A 15,542-nucleotide genomic window follows, 5' to 3' on the forward strand; every position below is an offset into this window, starting at 1 on the left:
ATAAGATTTAGAAACAAAAACGATAAAGCATTATAATAGGTTACTTGCGCATAAAAAATACACTGAGCGTTTTAGTATTGTGTAAATATAAAAATAAATTTTATTCAAATACGCATAATGTTTTGCTTAAAAAACAAATATCGAAACACTTCAAACTCTATCTTTAAACATTTATCACATATATCATCACCTTATTATGAAAAAACTCTCCTATTTCTGCATTTGCACCTTAGTCTGTAGTTTATTATCCTGCAAAGACGCCAATCAAGAACTACTCAATAATATTTCTGGCACTTGGAAAGTCGATGAAATTACGTATTCCTCCTACCCTTACACAGTACCAGACTCTGTGGTAAAATATCCATCTGGTGTTTTGCAATTTGATAATTGTCAGCTTACAGGAAGCATTAGAGAATGCTCAGGGTTTTACAAATTAGTAAATAGTGAAGTGGTAAGTATCGTTTACAACGCCAACGCTGCTAGAAGCCAAACCTTTATTAGTATTATGTCGTCTTTTCCAAAATTTGTCAATTTACGAGGAGCCTATACCATCACTCGTTCAGGAAATCAAATGACACTTAGCGGGCCTCAAGAAAACATCATAGACTATAAAGGTCAAAAAATAAAAATTCAATTGAGTAAATAATCCTTATGAAAAAAATCTACCTCTTGTTGCTATTTACGCTTTGCTCCTGCACTTTGTTCGCACAAAAAATTACCATCAGTGGCTTCGTTCGTGAAAAAGGGAGTCAAGAGATATTGCCTTATGTTTCGGTGAGAGTCCCCACCCTCAATATAGGAACATCTGCCAATGCTTACGGCTTTTTTTCCTTGACAATTCCCGCAAAGGAACAACTAGAACTGGAAATTTCTCAAGTAGGATACCAAGTCAAAACAATCCGTGTCAGTGCACAAAAAAACCAACAAATTACGGTTGAGCTAAGTGTCAAAAATGTGGTTTTGGAGGAGGTCAAAGTCAATAGTTCTCAACAAGAAAAATTAAGTGAACAAACCCAAATGAGTCTTATTTCTTTACCAGTAACACAGGTAAAGGCTGTACCTGCCTTTCTGGGAGAAAAAGACGTTTTGAAAACCCTACAATTGTTTCCAGGGATACAAAAGGGACGTGAAGGCTCTACAGGCTTATATGTACGTGGTGGCGGACCTGACCAAAATTTATTGATTCTGGACGATGCAACGGTATATAATGCCAACCATTTGTTTGGTTTTTTCTCGGTATTTAACGGCGATGCTCTCAAAAGCATTGAGATGACCAAAGGCGGCTTTCCTGCACGATACGGCGGGCGCCTTTCGTCGGTTATCGATATGCAAATGAAAGAAGGTAATAAAGAAAAGCTTACTGGCGAATTTGGCGTTGGCTTATTGTCAAGCCGTTTGACGTTAGAAGGTCCTCTCAAAAAAGAAAAAGCCTCATTTTTGATTGCTGCCCGACGTACCTACGCCGATGCACTGTTACGACCAATCAGCGGTGGCGATTTTCCTAATATGTATTTCTATGACCTGAATATGAAGGTCAACTATGACCTCGGCGCAAAAGATAAGATTTACTTGAGTGGTTATTTGGGAAGAGATTCCTTTAGTTCGAAGGACCAAAACTATAACCTTGCAGTCAAAAATGAAAATGGTTTTAACTGGGGCAATACCACCACAACCTTGCGTTGGAATCACCTTTTCAATGAAAAGCTGTTTAGTAACACCTCACTCATTTTTACCAATTTCGACTTCAAGGTTTTTAATACTGAAGAATCCAACAAAGGGCTTTTTTCTTACCAATACGAATCAGGTATTCGAGATTTTTCTTTGAAAACTGATTTTGATTATTTACCTAATTATCAACACAATATCAAAGCTGGCTTTTTGGTAACAGCACACCGTTTTTCACCCAAAGCTCTTGTTCTCAAAGACTCCAGAGTAGATACTTCTTCGGTACAAAGTACAATCATCAATGCCTTAGAATCAGCAGTATATGTGGAGGATTTATGGCGAATCAATGAAAGGTTCAGTATTAATGCAGGTTTGAGGCTTAGTCATTTTTCAGTAAACCAGAAAAACTACTTGAATCTTGAACCAAGACTTTCGGCAGCATACAAGCTACCAAATGATGCTGCGATCAAGGCATCTTTTGCACGTATGAATCAGTATATTCATTTGTTGTCCAACTCAGGTCTTGGATTACCTACCGACTTGTGGGTTTCGGCTACAGACCGAGTTCCTCCGCAAACATCACAGCAAGTTGCACTCGGATATGTAAAAGACTTTTCCGAAAAGAATTTTTCCTTGAGTATTGAAGGCTATTATAAGAAAATGGACAATATCATTGGCTATAAACAAGGGGCGAGTTTTTTGCTGTTAGACGTTGGACCTGACCCTCAAAAAATCAATGCCATGGATTGGCAAGAAAATGTAACCTCAGGACAAGGAAAAGCATACGGACTAGAGTTGATGTTACAACGCAAAACAGGACGACTCACAGGTTGGATTGCCTACACATTATCAAAAGTGACACACCAATTTGCAGAACTCAATGATGGAAAAGAGTTTTTGCCCCGCTACGACCGTCGTCATGATATTTCGATTGTGGGAATTTATCAACTTAAACCAATGGTAACTTTCTCAGCGACTTGGGTATATGGCACAGGAAACCATTTGAGTGTACCTATTGCTGAAGGAAACTTTAATGGTTTAGACCACACTGGCATGACTTCTCAAGTTTCGCTATATGATAGTCAAAATTCATTTCAGGCAGCAGCTTATCATCGACTAGATTTAGCGATGAAGTTTAGTAAAAAGAAAAAGCACGGAGAAAGAGCTTGGGAAATTGGGGTATATAATGCCTACAATCGTGTGAATCCTTTTTACTACCAAATCAATCAAGTTTATGATGCTTCCACACGACAAATGGGAGATAGTAAATTATACAGAAAAGGGTTATTCCCTATTGTTCCATCAATTACCTACAGCTTTAAGTTTTAAGAAAAGCAGACAAACTTAAACAGCTATTTTATGAAAAAACATTCTATATATCTCTTATTGATGCTCTTATTGTGTTGGGGTTGTAATGGAGACTTTCTAACGGTGGAAGAAACGGGGGTAATTCCGAGTAGTGATGCACCCATTGTAACCGCCTTTTTGAGTCCACAAGACACCGTCCATACGGTAACGCTATATCACACCCGACCAGCCGCTGGAAATAATCCTTATGCGACTTGGGAACAGAACGTAGCGAAGTCGACAGTTACACTTAGCAATGGTAACCAGACAGTAAAACTTATTCCAGACTCATTTTTAACAGGAGTTTTTAAAATAAGTGCCAAAAACTTCAAAGTAGAATCAGATAAAACTTATTATCTAAGCGTAAACACGTTTGATGGCAAAAAAGCAGAAGCGAATTGCACCATACCTTCGAGTGTTGTTGATACGACCAGTATTTCATATCAATTGGTTTCGGGAAGTACCTCGAATATGAATACGAGCTATCTTATATCGTGGAAAGATATTCCCAATCAAGTCAATTATTATGCAGTTTATACGATTTCTGAGTTGCAGGATTTGACGAAAAAAACGGCAGAAATAAGTAACGAGCGATACCAGCACACCATCGATGATGTAGAAAGAGATGGTCAATTTTTAGGAACGCCCCAATCCTTTTTGCTCTCAAAACCTAACTATGTTGCCAAAGACCGTCTGTATATTTGGCAAATACAGGTCTTAAACACCGATATACATTTCTATAAATTCCACAAGGACTACGAGATAGCCAAACAAGCCGACGAAAATCCATTTTCAGAACCTGTAATGCTATACTCCAACATCAAAGGAGGCTTCGGCGTAATGGCAGGATATACCAAGGCGGTTACGTATTTTAGGTAGAGGAGTCAGGCAATGAGGCACTAGGGTATAGTATTATAAAATTATGTCTAATGACTCCTTGCCTATCCCCTATCCCCTATTGCTTTTCGCCATCCTCACTGCTAATGCCACCAAAATACTTGCCATAAACCATTTTTGTATTTTTACCCAAAAAGGATTTTGGGCAAAAAATCTTGCCATTTGAGATGCCGTCAGTACCAAGGAGAAGTTCACCGAAAAACTTACCAGCATTTGAGTTATTCCCAATTGTAAGCTTTGCAAAAGAGGATTTCCATACGCTGGTTTTATAAACTGTGGGAAAAAGGATAGATAAAACATCGCAACTTTTGGATTCAAGACATTGGTGAGTAAACCCATCATAAATAGCTTTCTGGGAGAATCATTTGACAAATCATTTCGTGCTTCAAATACAAATTTACCCTTGGGGTTAATGGCTTGAAACGCTAAGTAAAGCAAATAGCCCACACCCAAATATTTAATAAGTTCATACAAAAATGGCACCTCTGCCAAAATAGCAGTTAGTCCAAAAGATACCATAATGATATGAAATAAAAACCCTACCATTACCCCTGCTAGCGAAAGCAACCCTGCCATTCGTCCTTGCGTAATCGAGCGAGAAATGAGATAAATCATATTGGGTCCTGGACTAATGACCAGCACAAAAGCTGCCAAGGCAAATAAGAGTAATTCCCGAAACGTTAGCATATATCTATCATTTATTTAGTGAATGTTGAGTTGTGTGCTTGGAGATGTTCACAATTTACAAAAATGGCGCAGAGAATATTTCCCTGCGCCACTAAAAAACCACTCTGTGCCTTTGTGCCTGTTCTCTGTACCTCTCCTAAACGGCTTTCATGCTTAAGGCAATACGTTTACGAGCAATATCTACCTCCACGACTCTCACTTGCACTTGTTGCTGTAATTTCACCACCTGATTTGGATCTGAAACATATTGGTTGGCTAATTGCGAAATATGAACCAAACCATCTTGTTTTACACCCACATCCACAAAGCAACCAAAGGCTGTGATGTTAGTTACGATTCCTGGCAAAACCATTCCTTCATATAAATCTTCAATCGTTTTTACATTGGCATCAAACTCGAAGGCGGTCAGTTGTTCGCGAGGGTCACGCGAAGGTTTTTCCAACTCTTTCAAAATATCTTGAAGCGTTAGTAAACCTGTACTTTCACCGATATATTGTTGCAAATTGAGTTTTTTACGAAGTTCGGCACTTGTCATCAAATCTTTTACCGTACATTTCAAATCCTTCGCCATACGTTCTACTACTTGATAACTCTCAGGGTGAACAGCAGAATTATCAAGAGGGTTATCAGACTGAGGGATTCTCAAGAAACCTGCACATTGCTCAAAGGCTTTGTCACCCAAGCGAGGTACTTTTTTGATTTGCGCTCTTGATTTAAAATCTCCATTTTCCTTACGGAATTTAACAATATTAGCCGCCAAACTTGGGCCCAAACCAGCTACGTAGCTCAACAAATGTTTCGAAGCCGTGTTGATATTTACCCCAACTGTATTTACACAACTTTCTACGACCGAATCCAAGGAATTTTTTAATAATGGTTGGTCTACATCATGTTGATATTGCCCCACACCAATCGATTTTGGGTCAATTTTTACTAATTCTGCTAAAGGGTCGAGCAAGCGACGACCGATAGAAATAGCACCACGAACGGTCACATCTTTATCTGGGAACTCTTCACGAGCTACTTCTGAGGCTGAATAAATAGAGGCGCCTTGCTCCGAAACCATAAAGATTTGTGGTTGCGTCGAGAAAGTTAGTTTTTTGACAAAAGCCTCTGTCTCACGACCAGCAGTACCATTTCCGATAGCAATAGCTTCGATTTTGTGTTTTTCAACCAAAGACAAAACTGTATGTTGCGCTTCCATCGTTTTGTCGAATGGATAAATCACAGTATCTGCAACCAAGTTGCCTTGGGCATCTAGAGCAACTACCTTACAGCCCGTGCGGTATCCAGGGTCAATCGCCAAGGTACGTTTTTGTCCGAGTGGCGAGGCTAGTAACAACTGACGAAGGTTTTGCGCAAAAATTCTTATGGCTTCACCATCTGCTTTTTCTTTAGACAAATTCGAAAACTCATTTTCTATAGATGGTTTCATCAATCGTTTGTATGAGTCCGTAATAGCGTCTTCTACCTGCTTTTTAGGCTCAGACATTCCTCTTAAGAAGATACGGTCTAGTGCGCCCAAAGCATTATCCTCATCTGGCGAAATAGAAACCGATAGAATACCCTCCTCCTCGCCACGACGAATAGCCAACAAACGGTGAGAAGGCACTTTTTTGAGTGGTTCGCTAAAATCGTAATAGTCTTTGTATTTGACACCCTCCTCTTCTTTTCCTTTTTTTACTTTTGAAGAAATATAAGCTTCACGTTCAAACACCTTACGCACTGCATTACGAGCATCCACATTTTCGTTGATCCACTCTGCCATAATATCACGTGCACCTTGCAATGCCTCGTCGACAGAAGCCACTTTATCGTTGAGATAATTTCCAGCTTTTTGCAGAAAATTATTATCCTTTTGTTCGAAAATTAGTTTTGCTAATGGCTCAAGCCCTTTCTCTATGGCAATACTAGCACGAGTTTTACGCTTTTGCTTGTAGGGCAAATACAAATCTTCCAATTCTTGAAGCTGATAAGCATTATTGAGCTTATTCAATAGCTCAGGAGTCATTTTTCCTTGCTCCTCAATGGCTTTAATGATAGTATCACGGCGCTTGTCGGCTTCTTTTAATTTATTCCAAAGGTCTTTAATATCCAGAATTTGCACTTCATCCAAGCTTCCAGTTGCTTCTTTTCGATAACGAGCTATAAACGGTACCGTTCCACCTTCCTCCAATAACTTAATCGTATTTTGTACTTGGTTGGCTCTTACGCCAATCGCATTGGTAATGATGCCAATTTGAGTTGTATTCATGATTTTTAGGTTTTGACTAACCACAAAGCTAAGAATTCTTTTGGATTTACGCCAAGCTTCTCTTTTTAGGGTTCTATTATGGTAAAGTTACTTTGCAAAAATAATCACAAGAGTTAAGATAATGGCAAACGACCACTTACTCATTTTGCCATAATTGAAGCGCATTTTTCGACATTGAATTAAAAAATTCTTTCCTAAAAATGTGTAACTTGAGTTTAAAACAGATTATTTCACGAACCCACTTATCAATTCAGACGTCTTTTAATAGTTCCTCATGACAGCCTACAAAATCTTCAAAGTATCGACTTGGTGGTCGACGACCACATTAATTCGTCGTACCGAAAATACCCTTAGTGTAATAGAAGAACAAGGGCATGAAATTGTCACGGTTTCTTTTGGGGTAGATATATTCATGCGACCAACCGCTTTCATTACCATTCGAATCAAAACATAACTAAAAAGGGCGATTACTCGCCCTTTTTTATTGCTCTGCCATTAGTTTTATTTGAAACTAATCTCATTGTTTTCTACAAATCATTTATCTACATTTGTCCCCAAACCCCAAAAATCACAATTTATTCTTTTGAAAAGATTAGTTTCAATATTTTTAGTTTTATTACTTCTATACAATATGGTTGGTTTTAGCTTTCTGTATTGTTGGGAAGAATATGGAATAGCGAACTCACAAGAGGTAAATATCGAAGAGTCAGGCGATTACTATTGGATAAAACAACCTTTGCAACTACCCTATCAAAATAATTGGGCTGAAAGTCGTCCGATTGAAGGAAAAGTCAAACATGGAGAAAATCACTATAATCTCGTAGAACAGCGCTATCAAAACGATACTTTATATACCCTTTGCAAACTAGACAACAATGCTCGTTTTCGTTTCATGGAACTGGCGGAACATATCACTGACCATGTCAAAGAGCATTCATCACATGCGCCATCTGGAAAAAGCAGTTATTTGTTAAAGCATTTTTTGAAGGAATATGCCTCTATTCAGCGATATACGGTTTTGTATATTTTGGAATGGATAAAACCTTTTAATCGCCTTTTTCATAATTATCAATTATCAGAAGGATATATCAACAACACTTCTCCTCCACCTGCTATAGTTTGTTAATTTTCATGTAACCTTTAAGACTTGGTATCTTTCTATCAAGCCCAGCAATCGTATCCTTGATGTTGATGATTAACCCAGCTTGTGAAATACAAGCCTAAAAAACTATAGCCATGAATTTATCTAATACAAATACACAAAATACAACCGTACAATGGTTCAATAGAATTGCTTTGTTTGTAGTTTTCTTTTGGTTTGGCGCTTTAAAGGTGTTGGGAGTATCTCCTGCCGAACAAATCGTTAGTCAGTTACATGCCTTGACGTTAGCAAAATTTATTTCTATTAATATATTCTTACCATTTCTGGGATATTTAGAATGCTTCATTGGAATTATTTGGTTAATTCCACGACTCACCAAATTGGCATTTTTCTTATTTTGTTGTCAGATGGCAACTACGTTTTTACCCTTATTACTTATGCCTAACGAAACTTGGCAATCGCTATTTGCCTTGAGTTTACCAGGACAATATATCATCAAAAATGTCGTGCTAATTGCTTCTGCCTATACGATTTATCAAGCTGAGAGAGTGCAAAATATAGAATTAACGCATTTGTCAGTAAACTAACATTCAAAAACAAAGCTCTCATATTCTGCACTTTAGAATATGAGAGCTTTGAAAAATACGTCAATCTAAATGATTTAATTTTTCGAAGGTCCGCCACCTCCACCATTTCCTCCGTCATTGGACTGTATGGCTTGTTTTACATTGGTATTTCCAAAATTATAGGTAAGCGAAATTCTGAACCTACGGTTGTCCCAGCGGTAAGTTCCTACGCCTGTTAGTGTCGTAGTCTCCACGTTATTTCTGAAGCTATTAAAGTTGAATGGGTCTTGTACCAAGAACTTCACAGTAGCTTTTTTGTCCCAAAGCATTTTTTTCAAACCAAAATCAAGACCGCCTTGTGGTTTCGAGGTTTGAAAACCCCAAGTTTCGCCTGAGTTATACCAGCCCGAGATTTCTCCTGAAAGAGTTTTGTTTAAGGTAAAAGTATGCTGCATATAAGCCCCATGATATAGCTGACTAATATCTACCACAGTACTTTCTCTTTTATAATTATAGACATTGATACCGCCCCAAATGTTCAAATTTACACTCCACCATTTTGTTGGGTTAAATGGTACCGATGCATCAACACTCCACCAACCAATTTTTCCATTGACATTTTCCATCGATTCACGAATGACACGGCGCCCAGGAATCAAGACTGAGTCAACATCAAAAACCTCTGTTGAAAACTGATTAACAGACACATAGTTTAAAGAAAAACTATATTTGTCTTTAATCGTATTGGTCAAACTGATCGTGTTATTAAGCGATGGCAAAATGGTTGGGTTACCTGCCACATAGCTTTGTGGTGAGAAAAATCTCTTGAAAGTGTTAAATACATCGTCGTTCGGTCGGTTGATACGACGGCTATATCCCAACGAAATTGCATAGTCTTTCGAAACCTTTTGGTTTAAAGTCAACGTTGGAAAAAGGTTTAAATAATCTTGCTGAGTCAATTTATTCCCTTCTCTGTTCAATCCTTGGTTATTGGTTTGTTCGGCTCTCAAACCTGCCTGAATGCTCAAACTTTTGGTCAACTCGCTGTTTATCATCACATAACCCGCCGAAATTAACTCGTTGAACTTGAAGAATGAACTTACCAAAGCTCCATTGTCACGGAAGTTGTCGCTGAAATCGTTGGTTTTCTTTGAATAACTAGCCTTAATTCCTGTTTCTATTTTAGTTTTTGCAGTAAGTTTTTTGATAAAATCTGCCTTCAAAACAAAGGTATTTCCATTGGCTGGAAAAAGTATCTGGTTATTTGCTACAGAAGGGCTTGCATCGTTTTGCGTTGTAGTTGTTACAAATTTATCATCCCAACTTTTCGAGTTCAAAATCACGTCAAAATCTACGGTCAATTCCGTGCCTGACGTATCTATTTTTTGCTTCAGGTGGGTATTAAATGTGTAATTATCGAAAGTAGCTTCACGATTTCTTTCTGTCAATAAACTTTGACGAATCGTTTCGGTTACCGATTGTTGGTTGTACGAACGCTCCATAGGGCTAAAAGTATTAGACCATTGTCCAGAGAAACCTACGGTAGTCTTTTTCGAAAGATCATAATCAAAGCCAATTTTAGCACTCCAGTTTTCAAAATTTCCTTTTGCTAAACCTGTGATTACTCGCTTTTCTAATACAGAGCCCGTTTCTGACAAAAAATTCTGGACTTGGTCTTCTGAGTTATACCAAGCGGCATATTGACGGTTGATATTTCCGAAAATGACATATTTTTCACGACGTGAGTTTATCGTAAGTCCCTGTCCATTTTTGGGCAAACCACCTACACCCTTGTAGTGGCTATATCCTGCGTTGAGGTCTAAAGTATAATTTGTACCAAAATTTTTGCCTTTTTTAGTCTTGATATTGATAATACCACTCGAACCAGAAGCATCAAAACGAGCAGATGGGTTGGCGATAATTTCAATTTTTTCGATATCCTCACTTTTCAGTGTTTTCAAGAAATTAGCTAGTTGTTCATCCGTAAGGTAGGTTTTACGGTCGTCAATCATGATGAGAACGCCATCTTTTCCTTTCAATTTGATGGTTTCAGTGTTTCGATCTACGGTAACACCAGGCACTTTTTCCATCAGCTCCAAACCATTGAGCCCTGCTGCCGTTGGACTGGCCTCCACATTCATAATCATTTTGTCGCCATCACGCTCAATCAGTTGCTTACGAGCGGTTACTTGCACCTCACCCAAAGTTTGTGTTTCTGCTTTAAGTTGGATCGTTCCAACATCCATCGTTTTGCCTGACTCTAGGTTGATTACTTGAAAAGATTTCTGAAAACCTACTGCCGAAACCTGCAATAGATAGGCTTGAGGTTTTAATCCTGTAAATTCAAATTTTCCATCTACATCGGCAGCTTCACCTTTCACTAAGCTTGAATCCTTTGTGTTTAATACCAATACATTGGCAAACGAAGCTGCTTGTTGTTTGTCGTCTACAATTTTACCTTTAATCTGTCCTAAGCTGGAATAGGTTATAAAGAGGCTTAGAATTAAGTTGATGAGGTTTTTCATTATTTAGAGAAGTTTAATTTCTCCAACAGATGCTCAAACTCATACTGATGTTGCATCAGGTTTAGCAAAATTTTACGCCATCCTCAAAAATATCAAACAACCCTTTAAAAATCAAAGCATTATTTTTTAGGTTTAAAGGATAAAAAAATGACCCTAATAAACAAATACATATCTTTTTCATTTCTATTTGCTCCTAAAAACTAAAGAATCACCTTTGTTTTATTGCCACCCAAATTGAGTCTAAATTTTAGCGCTACGGTGTAAAACGACTGTTTCTCGAAGCCTTCAGTTGGGTTTTCGCCAATGGTATAATCAAATCCAATTTGGCTCATTTTTTTACCATCCGCAGAGGTAAAAAATGTATAATTGAGACTGGTATTTAAAAACTGCTGCGTACTATTTTTCACATCGGAAACCGTTTGGTAATAGTTGTAGCGATATTGCCAGTCGAGAGATAAGTCCAGCTTTCCTTTTAGGCTATTGTTGGAAGGATAAAACGTAATATCAGTCGAGATACGTCCGAATGCACGATAAATATTACCAGCCGAAAGGTGAGTTTCGGAGTAAGTACGATTTTCATTTTCGATACCAATATAGGGCGTGTACACAAAACTCAGTCTACTTCCAAGGCTCACAGGATGGTTGGGAATCCAAAAATATTTAGGATTCATATCCTTAAAAGCAAAAACAGGAGTCAAATAAAAGTTGCTTTGGAAAGAAGCATTTTGCTTGATTTTATCTTCCATAAACTTGAAAGATTGCACCAAAACGGGAGACCATTTTTTGTGTTCTAAACTATTCATTCGCCATTCGGTTGCGACACCACCAATCCAGACACTTTGAGGCTTTTCAATCAAGGTATTCCGATGCAACTCCATGTACGGAATTACCGACAATGTCCCTTGGGGATGATGATAAGCACTATAACCAATAGCCATGTCTAGTAGCCAAGATGCAGATTTCTCTTGTGGTTTGGTAAATGTAATAACAGCGGGTTTTGCCCAATCTTCTTTAGTTTGAAAGGATTTTCGAATCGTAAAGCGGTCTACAACTTTGTTTTGAGCTTGAGTAGAAAAGTGAGCAGAAATACTACTTAAAACGATAATAATTAAACGTAAATTTAGTTTGTTCATGTGCAACGCAATTTTGGGATATTCTGGGCAATTGCGTGATTTATTAAAATTTCCTTAAAAATGAATTTGTAAAACAAAATGAAAAATGAGTGGTTGATAAATCGCTAAAAATTCTCCATGTTTCACAACTCTATCTTTATAAGATACAATTACCCGATACTTCAATACCTTCTTTTCTTGAAAATACGGTCGCTAAGTGGGTTTGGCAAACACGGGTGTATTTCTTCCTACCCCGCTTTATAAATTTTAAGCTCTCTTTAAGTGAAATTAAAAGAGAATCTATTCCGTCAACTGAGTTTTACCTTATTTCCAAAATCACATAAAAAAGGACTTTCACCACGAAGTAGGTATAGTTGATAACAAAATATTGATAGACATCAAAGTAGTTAGTAGCTTCAAACAGATATTCAAAATAGATGAATATTGGTTACAATAGGTTTTAAACATCATACAAGATGAAAAGATTTTTTACAATTCTGCTACTTATGACTGCCTTTTATGCGCAGGCGCAAACAGAAGTTGAGCTACAGGATACCACCAGCGCAAAATTTACAGCTCAAAGTACTCCACAGCTTAGAATAAGCCTTGGATTACCGTCTTCTTGTTTGGAGTTTATTTCTTTTCCTAGGTTACAATCATACTTAGAAGCTTACAATGCCAAACCGAATTTGTTTGTAGGATACATTCCATTACAAGTTAATTTGCTATACAATCGCTTTAAGTTTGATTTGGGTATCAATTACAGTACCACAAGTGGAGGGAAGTCTTATGGCTCATTTGAGAGTAAATCAAGTGCAAACACTGCCAATTTCACGATTGGATATGCTTTTTTGGCTGATCGCAATAATTACTTTTACCTTAATGGAGGAATAGGGTATGCTAGCTATAATCAGTACATTACGAGAGTGAAAGCCTCCAGTAATAATTTAAACTACCCTTTGCCTAACACACTTGGTCAAGGAGTTAATTTTGCGTTAAATCAACCATTTATGGATTTTGGTATCGAGTTTTTTAATAGAACACCTCAAAAATCAGCAGGAGGTTCCTTTAAAGCTGGTTACAGGCTAGGATTTAATAGTGTCCCATGGGAACTAAAATATAGCCCATCTCAAGATGGATTACCCAGTGATAAAATCTCCAATTTTTATATACAGGTGATGTTACATTTTGGGCATAAAAAACTTTGACAAATGGCTATGAGCTTCTATATAAATGTATTTTACGCGTTGGTATGGGCTAGTTTGAGATTCACTAGCGCAGATGCCCCCAAAGCTAAACTATTTATTTTGCGAGAAAGAGAATTTTGGGGCAGTAGCGTTTCAATCATCATTCAGGGGAAAAAAATCACAGAATTATCTCAAAATAGATATATCGAAATTGAGCTTCCTGCAGAATCTACAGTAATCGAAATTTCAAGAAATATTCAGGAAAAAATTGAGGTAAAAGCGGTTATTAACCTTGAAGCAAACAAAACCTATTATTTAAAAATATATCGAGAATTGGATTATTTCAAAGACCAAATCATGCTTGGGAGATTAGGTGCTCAATCAGCCCAACAGGAGCTCAAACACATGAAGAAATATGATTTTTCTGCCATACCTTAAAATCAATGAATCAAAAAAATATCAAAAAGCTTAGCTTTCTCGCACCAATTGGTTTAGCTCTTTATTGGCTTATTCTCCTGAAAGCTTCCGCTATGCCCGAATCCAAAGAAGGTTTCATTTTGCAAAGTGGCTATATCAAATATTTACTAGGTTGGATTGGTATTTCCTTGCTGGTAGTAGGGTTGGCATATATTCATTATAAATGGGTTTTTCTTAAAATTGTTTATCATCATAATCCTGCTGTTCAAGCCCTTTGGTTTCCTTGGGTTTCAATGTTGCTATGGCTAATTTTTGAGGTTTTACAATTTCGAACAGGGCATTTTGAAGGATACATTGATGAAAACATTCTCATCAGCCTTCTAGGATTGGTGTTGATTTTGATGGTAGCCTATTTATGTGACTATATACGAACCAAACAACTTCAGACACAATTGCTTCAAAGTAAGTCAGAAGCTGACCTTCATGCGCTCAAAGCACAAATTAACCCCCACTTCCTGTTCAATGTCCTAAATACCGTTTATAACCAGGCAAGCCTAGAAGAAAGTCCTAACACTGCTGATATGATTCTGAAGATTTCTGATTTATTAAGATTTGCTATTGAAGAAGCGCCCAAAAGTAAGATTCCTCTGGATAAAGAAATCTCTTTTCTACAAAATTATATTGATTTACAAAAAGCTAGGCTTCCACAAAGTCCAATGATTGAGCTAGACTTTCAATGGGAAATTTCTCCTAATAAATTCGTCGTTTCTCCTATGCTATTAATGCCCTTGGCAGAAAATGCTTTTCGCTATGGTCTCAGTCTATCACACCCTTGCTACATTCGCCTTTCTGCTATTTTAGAACAACAAACTTTGAAGTTTTCAATCGAAAATAGCAATTTTGCTGTTGGTCGAGAGGGACTTGGCACTGGTCTCAAACAAGTTCAAGAGAGACTTAAACTAGAATACAATAATCAAAATGAGTTTCATATTCAGAAAAGCGACAAAATCTTTAGTGTTCAGTTGAAACTTAATCTTGGTAATTAGGCTAAAGATATTTGGCACACTAAAACCTATAACATTCTAATATTCCTATGAATTGCATTATCCTCGATGACGAACCAGCTGCCGTTGCTATTCTTGAAAGATATATTCAAAAAGTACCCGATTTTCAGCACCTTCAGTCCTTCCACAGTCCGACGGAAGCGTTGGGTTTTATCAAACAACAGGCGGTTGAATTAGTATTTTTAGACATTCAAATGCCCGATTTATTGGGAACTGACCTAGCCAAACTTTTACCCAAAGAAACACAAGTGATTTTTACTACTGCTTTTTCTGATTATGCTGTAGAAGGATTTTCTTTGAGGGCTGTTGATTATCTCCTAAAGCCAATTAGTTTTCCGAGGTTTCTGGAAGCATGTAATCGTGCACTAGAGAATAGGACGCAGCGTAATTCTACAAACGAATACTTTTTTGTAAAGGATGGACACGATTGGATAAAAACTATCTGGAATGATATCCTTTTCATTCAGTCAGATGGAAATTTACTTTACATCCACGAAAAAGATCGAAAAGTAATTACTAGAATGCCTTTGAAAGACATTATTCATCAACTTCCAGTTGGTCAATTCACTAGAGTACATAAATCTTATATAGTTTCTTTTACTGCTATCAAACGAATAGAGCGCCATCAATTACATGTTCAAAATGCAATCATTCCGATTGCTAGTTCGTATAGAGAAACCTTGGAAAAGCATTTCGGTTTGAAATAACTTCTCCAAGGC

The 15,542-nt window shown here is 37.4% G+C and carries 14 protein-coding genes; 10 read left to right on the forward strand and 4 right to left on the reverse strand.

What is annotated here, in order from left to right:
* Positions 1-196: 196 nt before the first annotated feature.
* The 3 genes from GVN22_RS02340 to GVN22_RS02350 are packed head-to-tail and all read left to right on the forward strand — an operon-like array spanning position 197 to position 3,891.
* The gene (locus GVN22_RS02340; RefSeq protein ID WP_166549463.1) at positions 197-646 is read left to right on the forward strand and encodes a hypothetical protein; all 450 of its coding nucleotides are present in this window, start codon (positions 197-199) and stop codon (positions 644-646) included.
* Between the two features lie 5 nt (positions 647-651).
* A complete protein-coding gene (locus GVN22_RS02345) occupies positions 652-2,994 on the forward strand; it encodes a TonB-dependent receptor (protein WP_166549464.1) in 2,343 nt (780 codons plus the stop codon).
* 30 nt (positions 2,995-3,024) lie between these two features.
* Entirely contained in the window at positions 3,025-3,891 is an 867-nt protein-coding gene (locus GVN22_RS02350) for a DUF4249 family protein (RefSeq protein WP_166549465.1), read from the forward strand.
* A gap of 69 nt (positions 3,892-3,960) precedes the next feature.
* On the opposite strand, the gene GVN22_RS02355 is transcribed toward GVN22_RS02350, so the two are convergent.
* Together GVN22_RS02355 and GVN22_RS02360 are read right to left on the reverse strand one after the other, a co-directional pair.
* Positions 3,961-4,596: a LysE family translocator gene (locus GVN22_RS02355; protein ID WP_166549466.1), complete on the reverse strand. Its 636-nt coding sequence runs from the start codon at positions 4,594-4,596 to the stop codon at positions 3,961-3,963.
* 136 nt (positions 4,597-4,732) lie between these two features.
* Entirely contained in the window at positions 4,733-6,850 is a 2,118-nt protein-coding gene (locus GVN22_RS02360) for a Tex family protein (protein ID WP_166549467.1), read from the reverse strand.
* Positions 6,851-7,124: 274 nt separating this feature from the next.
* Between GVN22_RS02360 and GVN22_RS02365 the strand changes: the two genes are divergently transcribed.
* From GVN22_RS02365 to GVN22_RS02375, 3 genes are all read left to right on the forward strand, one after another.
* Positions 7,125-7,304: a hypothetical protein gene (locus GVN22_RS02365; protein WP_166549468.1), complete on the forward strand. Its 180-nt coding sequence runs from the start codon at positions 7,125-7,127 to the stop codon at positions 7,302-7,304.
* Positions 7,305-7,481: 177 nt separating this feature from the next.
* Positions 7,482-7,976, forward strand: coding sequence for a hypothetical protein (locus GVN22_RS02370; protein ID WP_166549469.1), 495 nt, complete (start codon positions 7,482-7,484; stop codon positions 7,974-7,976).
* 110 nt (positions 7,977-8,086) lie between these two features.
* Positions 8,087-8,539, forward strand: a complete 453-nt coding sequence (locus GVN22_RS02375; protein ID WP_166549470.1) for a hypothetical protein — start codon at positions 8,087-8,089, stop codon at positions 8,537-8,539.
* 74 nt (positions 8,540-8,613) lie between these two features.
* On the opposite strand, the gene GVN22_RS02380 is transcribed toward GVN22_RS02375, so the two are convergent.
* The gene (locus GVN22_RS02380) at positions 8,614-11,043 is read right to left on the reverse strand and encodes an outer membrane beta-barrel protein (RefSeq protein ID WP_166549471.1); all 2,430 of its coding nucleotides are present in this window, start codon (positions 11,041-11,043) and stop codon (positions 8,614-8,616) included.
* A 200-nt stretch (positions 11,044-11,243) separates the two neighbouring features.
* The gene (locus tag GVN22_RS02385) at positions 11,244-12,176 is read right to left on the reverse strand and encodes a hypothetical protein (RefSeq protein ID WP_166549472.1); all 933 of its coding nucleotides are present in this window, start codon (positions 12,174-12,176) and stop codon (positions 11,244-11,246) included.
* 455 nt (positions 12,177-12,631) lie between these two features.
* Between GVN22_RS02385 and GVN22_RS02390 the strand changes: the two genes are divergently transcribed.
* From GVN22_RS02390 to GVN22_RS02405, 4 genes are read left to right on the forward strand one after another with little or no spacing between them, the layout of a single operon-like run.
* Positions 12,632-13,363 (forward strand): hypothetical protein, encoded by a 732-nt coding sequence (locus GVN22_RS02390; RefSeq protein WP_166549473.1) that lies wholly within the window; start codon positions 12,632-12,634, stop codon positions 13,361-13,363.
* Between the two features lie 9 nt (positions 13,364-13,372).
* Positions 13,373-13,780 (forward strand): hypothetical protein, encoded by a 408-nt coding sequence (locus GVN22_RS02395; protein WP_166549474.1) that lies wholly within the window; start codon positions 13,373-13,375, stop codon positions 13,778-13,780.
* Positions 13,781-13,785: 5 nt separating this feature from the next.
* Positions 13,786-14,805 carry a sensor histidine kinase gene (locus GVN22_RS02400; protein ID WP_166549475.1) on the forward strand — a complete coding sequence of 340 codons (1,020 nt, stop codon included), beginning with the start codon at positions 13,786-13,788 and terminating at the stop codon, positions 14,803-14,805.
* 47 nt (positions 14,806-14,852) lie between these two features.
* Positions 14,853-15,530, forward strand: coding sequence for a LytTR family DNA-binding domain-containing protein (locus tag GVN22_RS02405; RefSeq protein WP_166549476.1), 678 nt, complete (start codon positions 14,853-14,855; stop codon positions 15,528-15,530).
* The last annotated feature ends 12 nt before the right edge of the window (positions 15,531-15,542 follow it).

This window comes from Cellulophaga sp. BC115SP, assembly GCF_009905545.1.
Taxonomy (GTDB): domain Bacteria; phylum Bacteroidota; class Bacteroidia; order Cytophagales; family Spirosomataceae; genus Flectobacillus; species Flectobacillus rivi.

Excerpts from the sequence above, each read along its gene's own strand:
- GVN22_RS02340 (WP_166549463.1), top strand. The coding sequence starts at position 197 with ATGAAAAAACTCTCCTATTTCTGCATTTGCACCTTAGTCTGTAGTTTA.
- GVN22_RS02345 (WP_166549464.1), top strand. The coding sequence starts at position 652 with ATGAAAAAAATCTACCTCTTGTTGCTATTTACGCTTTGCTCCTGCACT.
- GVN22_RS02350 (WP_166549465.1), top strand. The coding sequence starts at position 3,025 with ATGAAAAAACATTCTATATATCTCTTATTGATGCTCTTATTGTGTTGG.
- GVN22_RS02355 (WP_166549466.1), bottom strand. The coding sequence starts at position 4,596 with ATGCTAACGTTTCGGGAATTACTCTTATTTGCCTTGGCAGCTTTTGTG.
- GVN22_RS02360 (WP_166549467.1), bottom strand. The coding sequence starts at position 6,850 with ATGAATACAACTCAAATTGGCATCATTACCAATGCGATTGGCGTAAGA.
- GVN22_RS02365 (WP_166549468.1), top strand. The coding sequence starts at position 7,125 with ATGACAGCCTACAAAATCTTCAAAGTATCGACTTGGTGGTCGACGACC.
- GVN22_RS02370 (WP_166549469.1), top strand. The coding sequence starts at position 7,482 with ATGGTTGGTTTTAGCTTTCTGTATTGTTGGGAAGAATATGGAATAGCG.
- GVN22_RS02375 (WP_166549470.1), top strand. The coding sequence starts at position 8,087 with ATGAATTTATCTAATACAAATACACAAAATACAACCGTACAATGGTTC.
- GVN22_RS02380 (WP_166549471.1), bottom strand. The coding sequence starts at position 11,043 with ATGAAAAACCTCATCAACTTAATTCTAAGCCTCTTTATAACCTATTCC.
- GVN22_RS02385 (WP_166549472.1), bottom strand. The coding sequence starts at position 12,176 with ATGAACAAACTAAATTTACGTTTAATTATTATCGTTTTAAGTAGTATT.
- GVN22_RS02390 (WP_166549473.1), top strand. The coding sequence starts at position 12,632 with ATGAAAAGATTTTTTACAATTCTGCTACTTATGACTGCCTTTTATGCG.
- GVN22_RS02395 (WP_166549474.1), top strand. The coding sequence starts at position 13,373 with ATGAGCTTCTATATAAATGTATTTTACGCGTTGGTATGGGCTAGTTTG.
- GVN22_RS02400 (WP_166549475.1), top strand. The coding sequence starts at position 13,786 with ATGAATCAAAAAAATATCAAAAAGCTTAGCTTTCTCGCACCAATTGGT.
- GVN22_RS02405 (WP_166549476.1), top strand. The coding sequence starts at position 14,853 with ATGAATTGCATTATCCTCGATGACGAACCAGCTGCCGTTGCTATTCTT.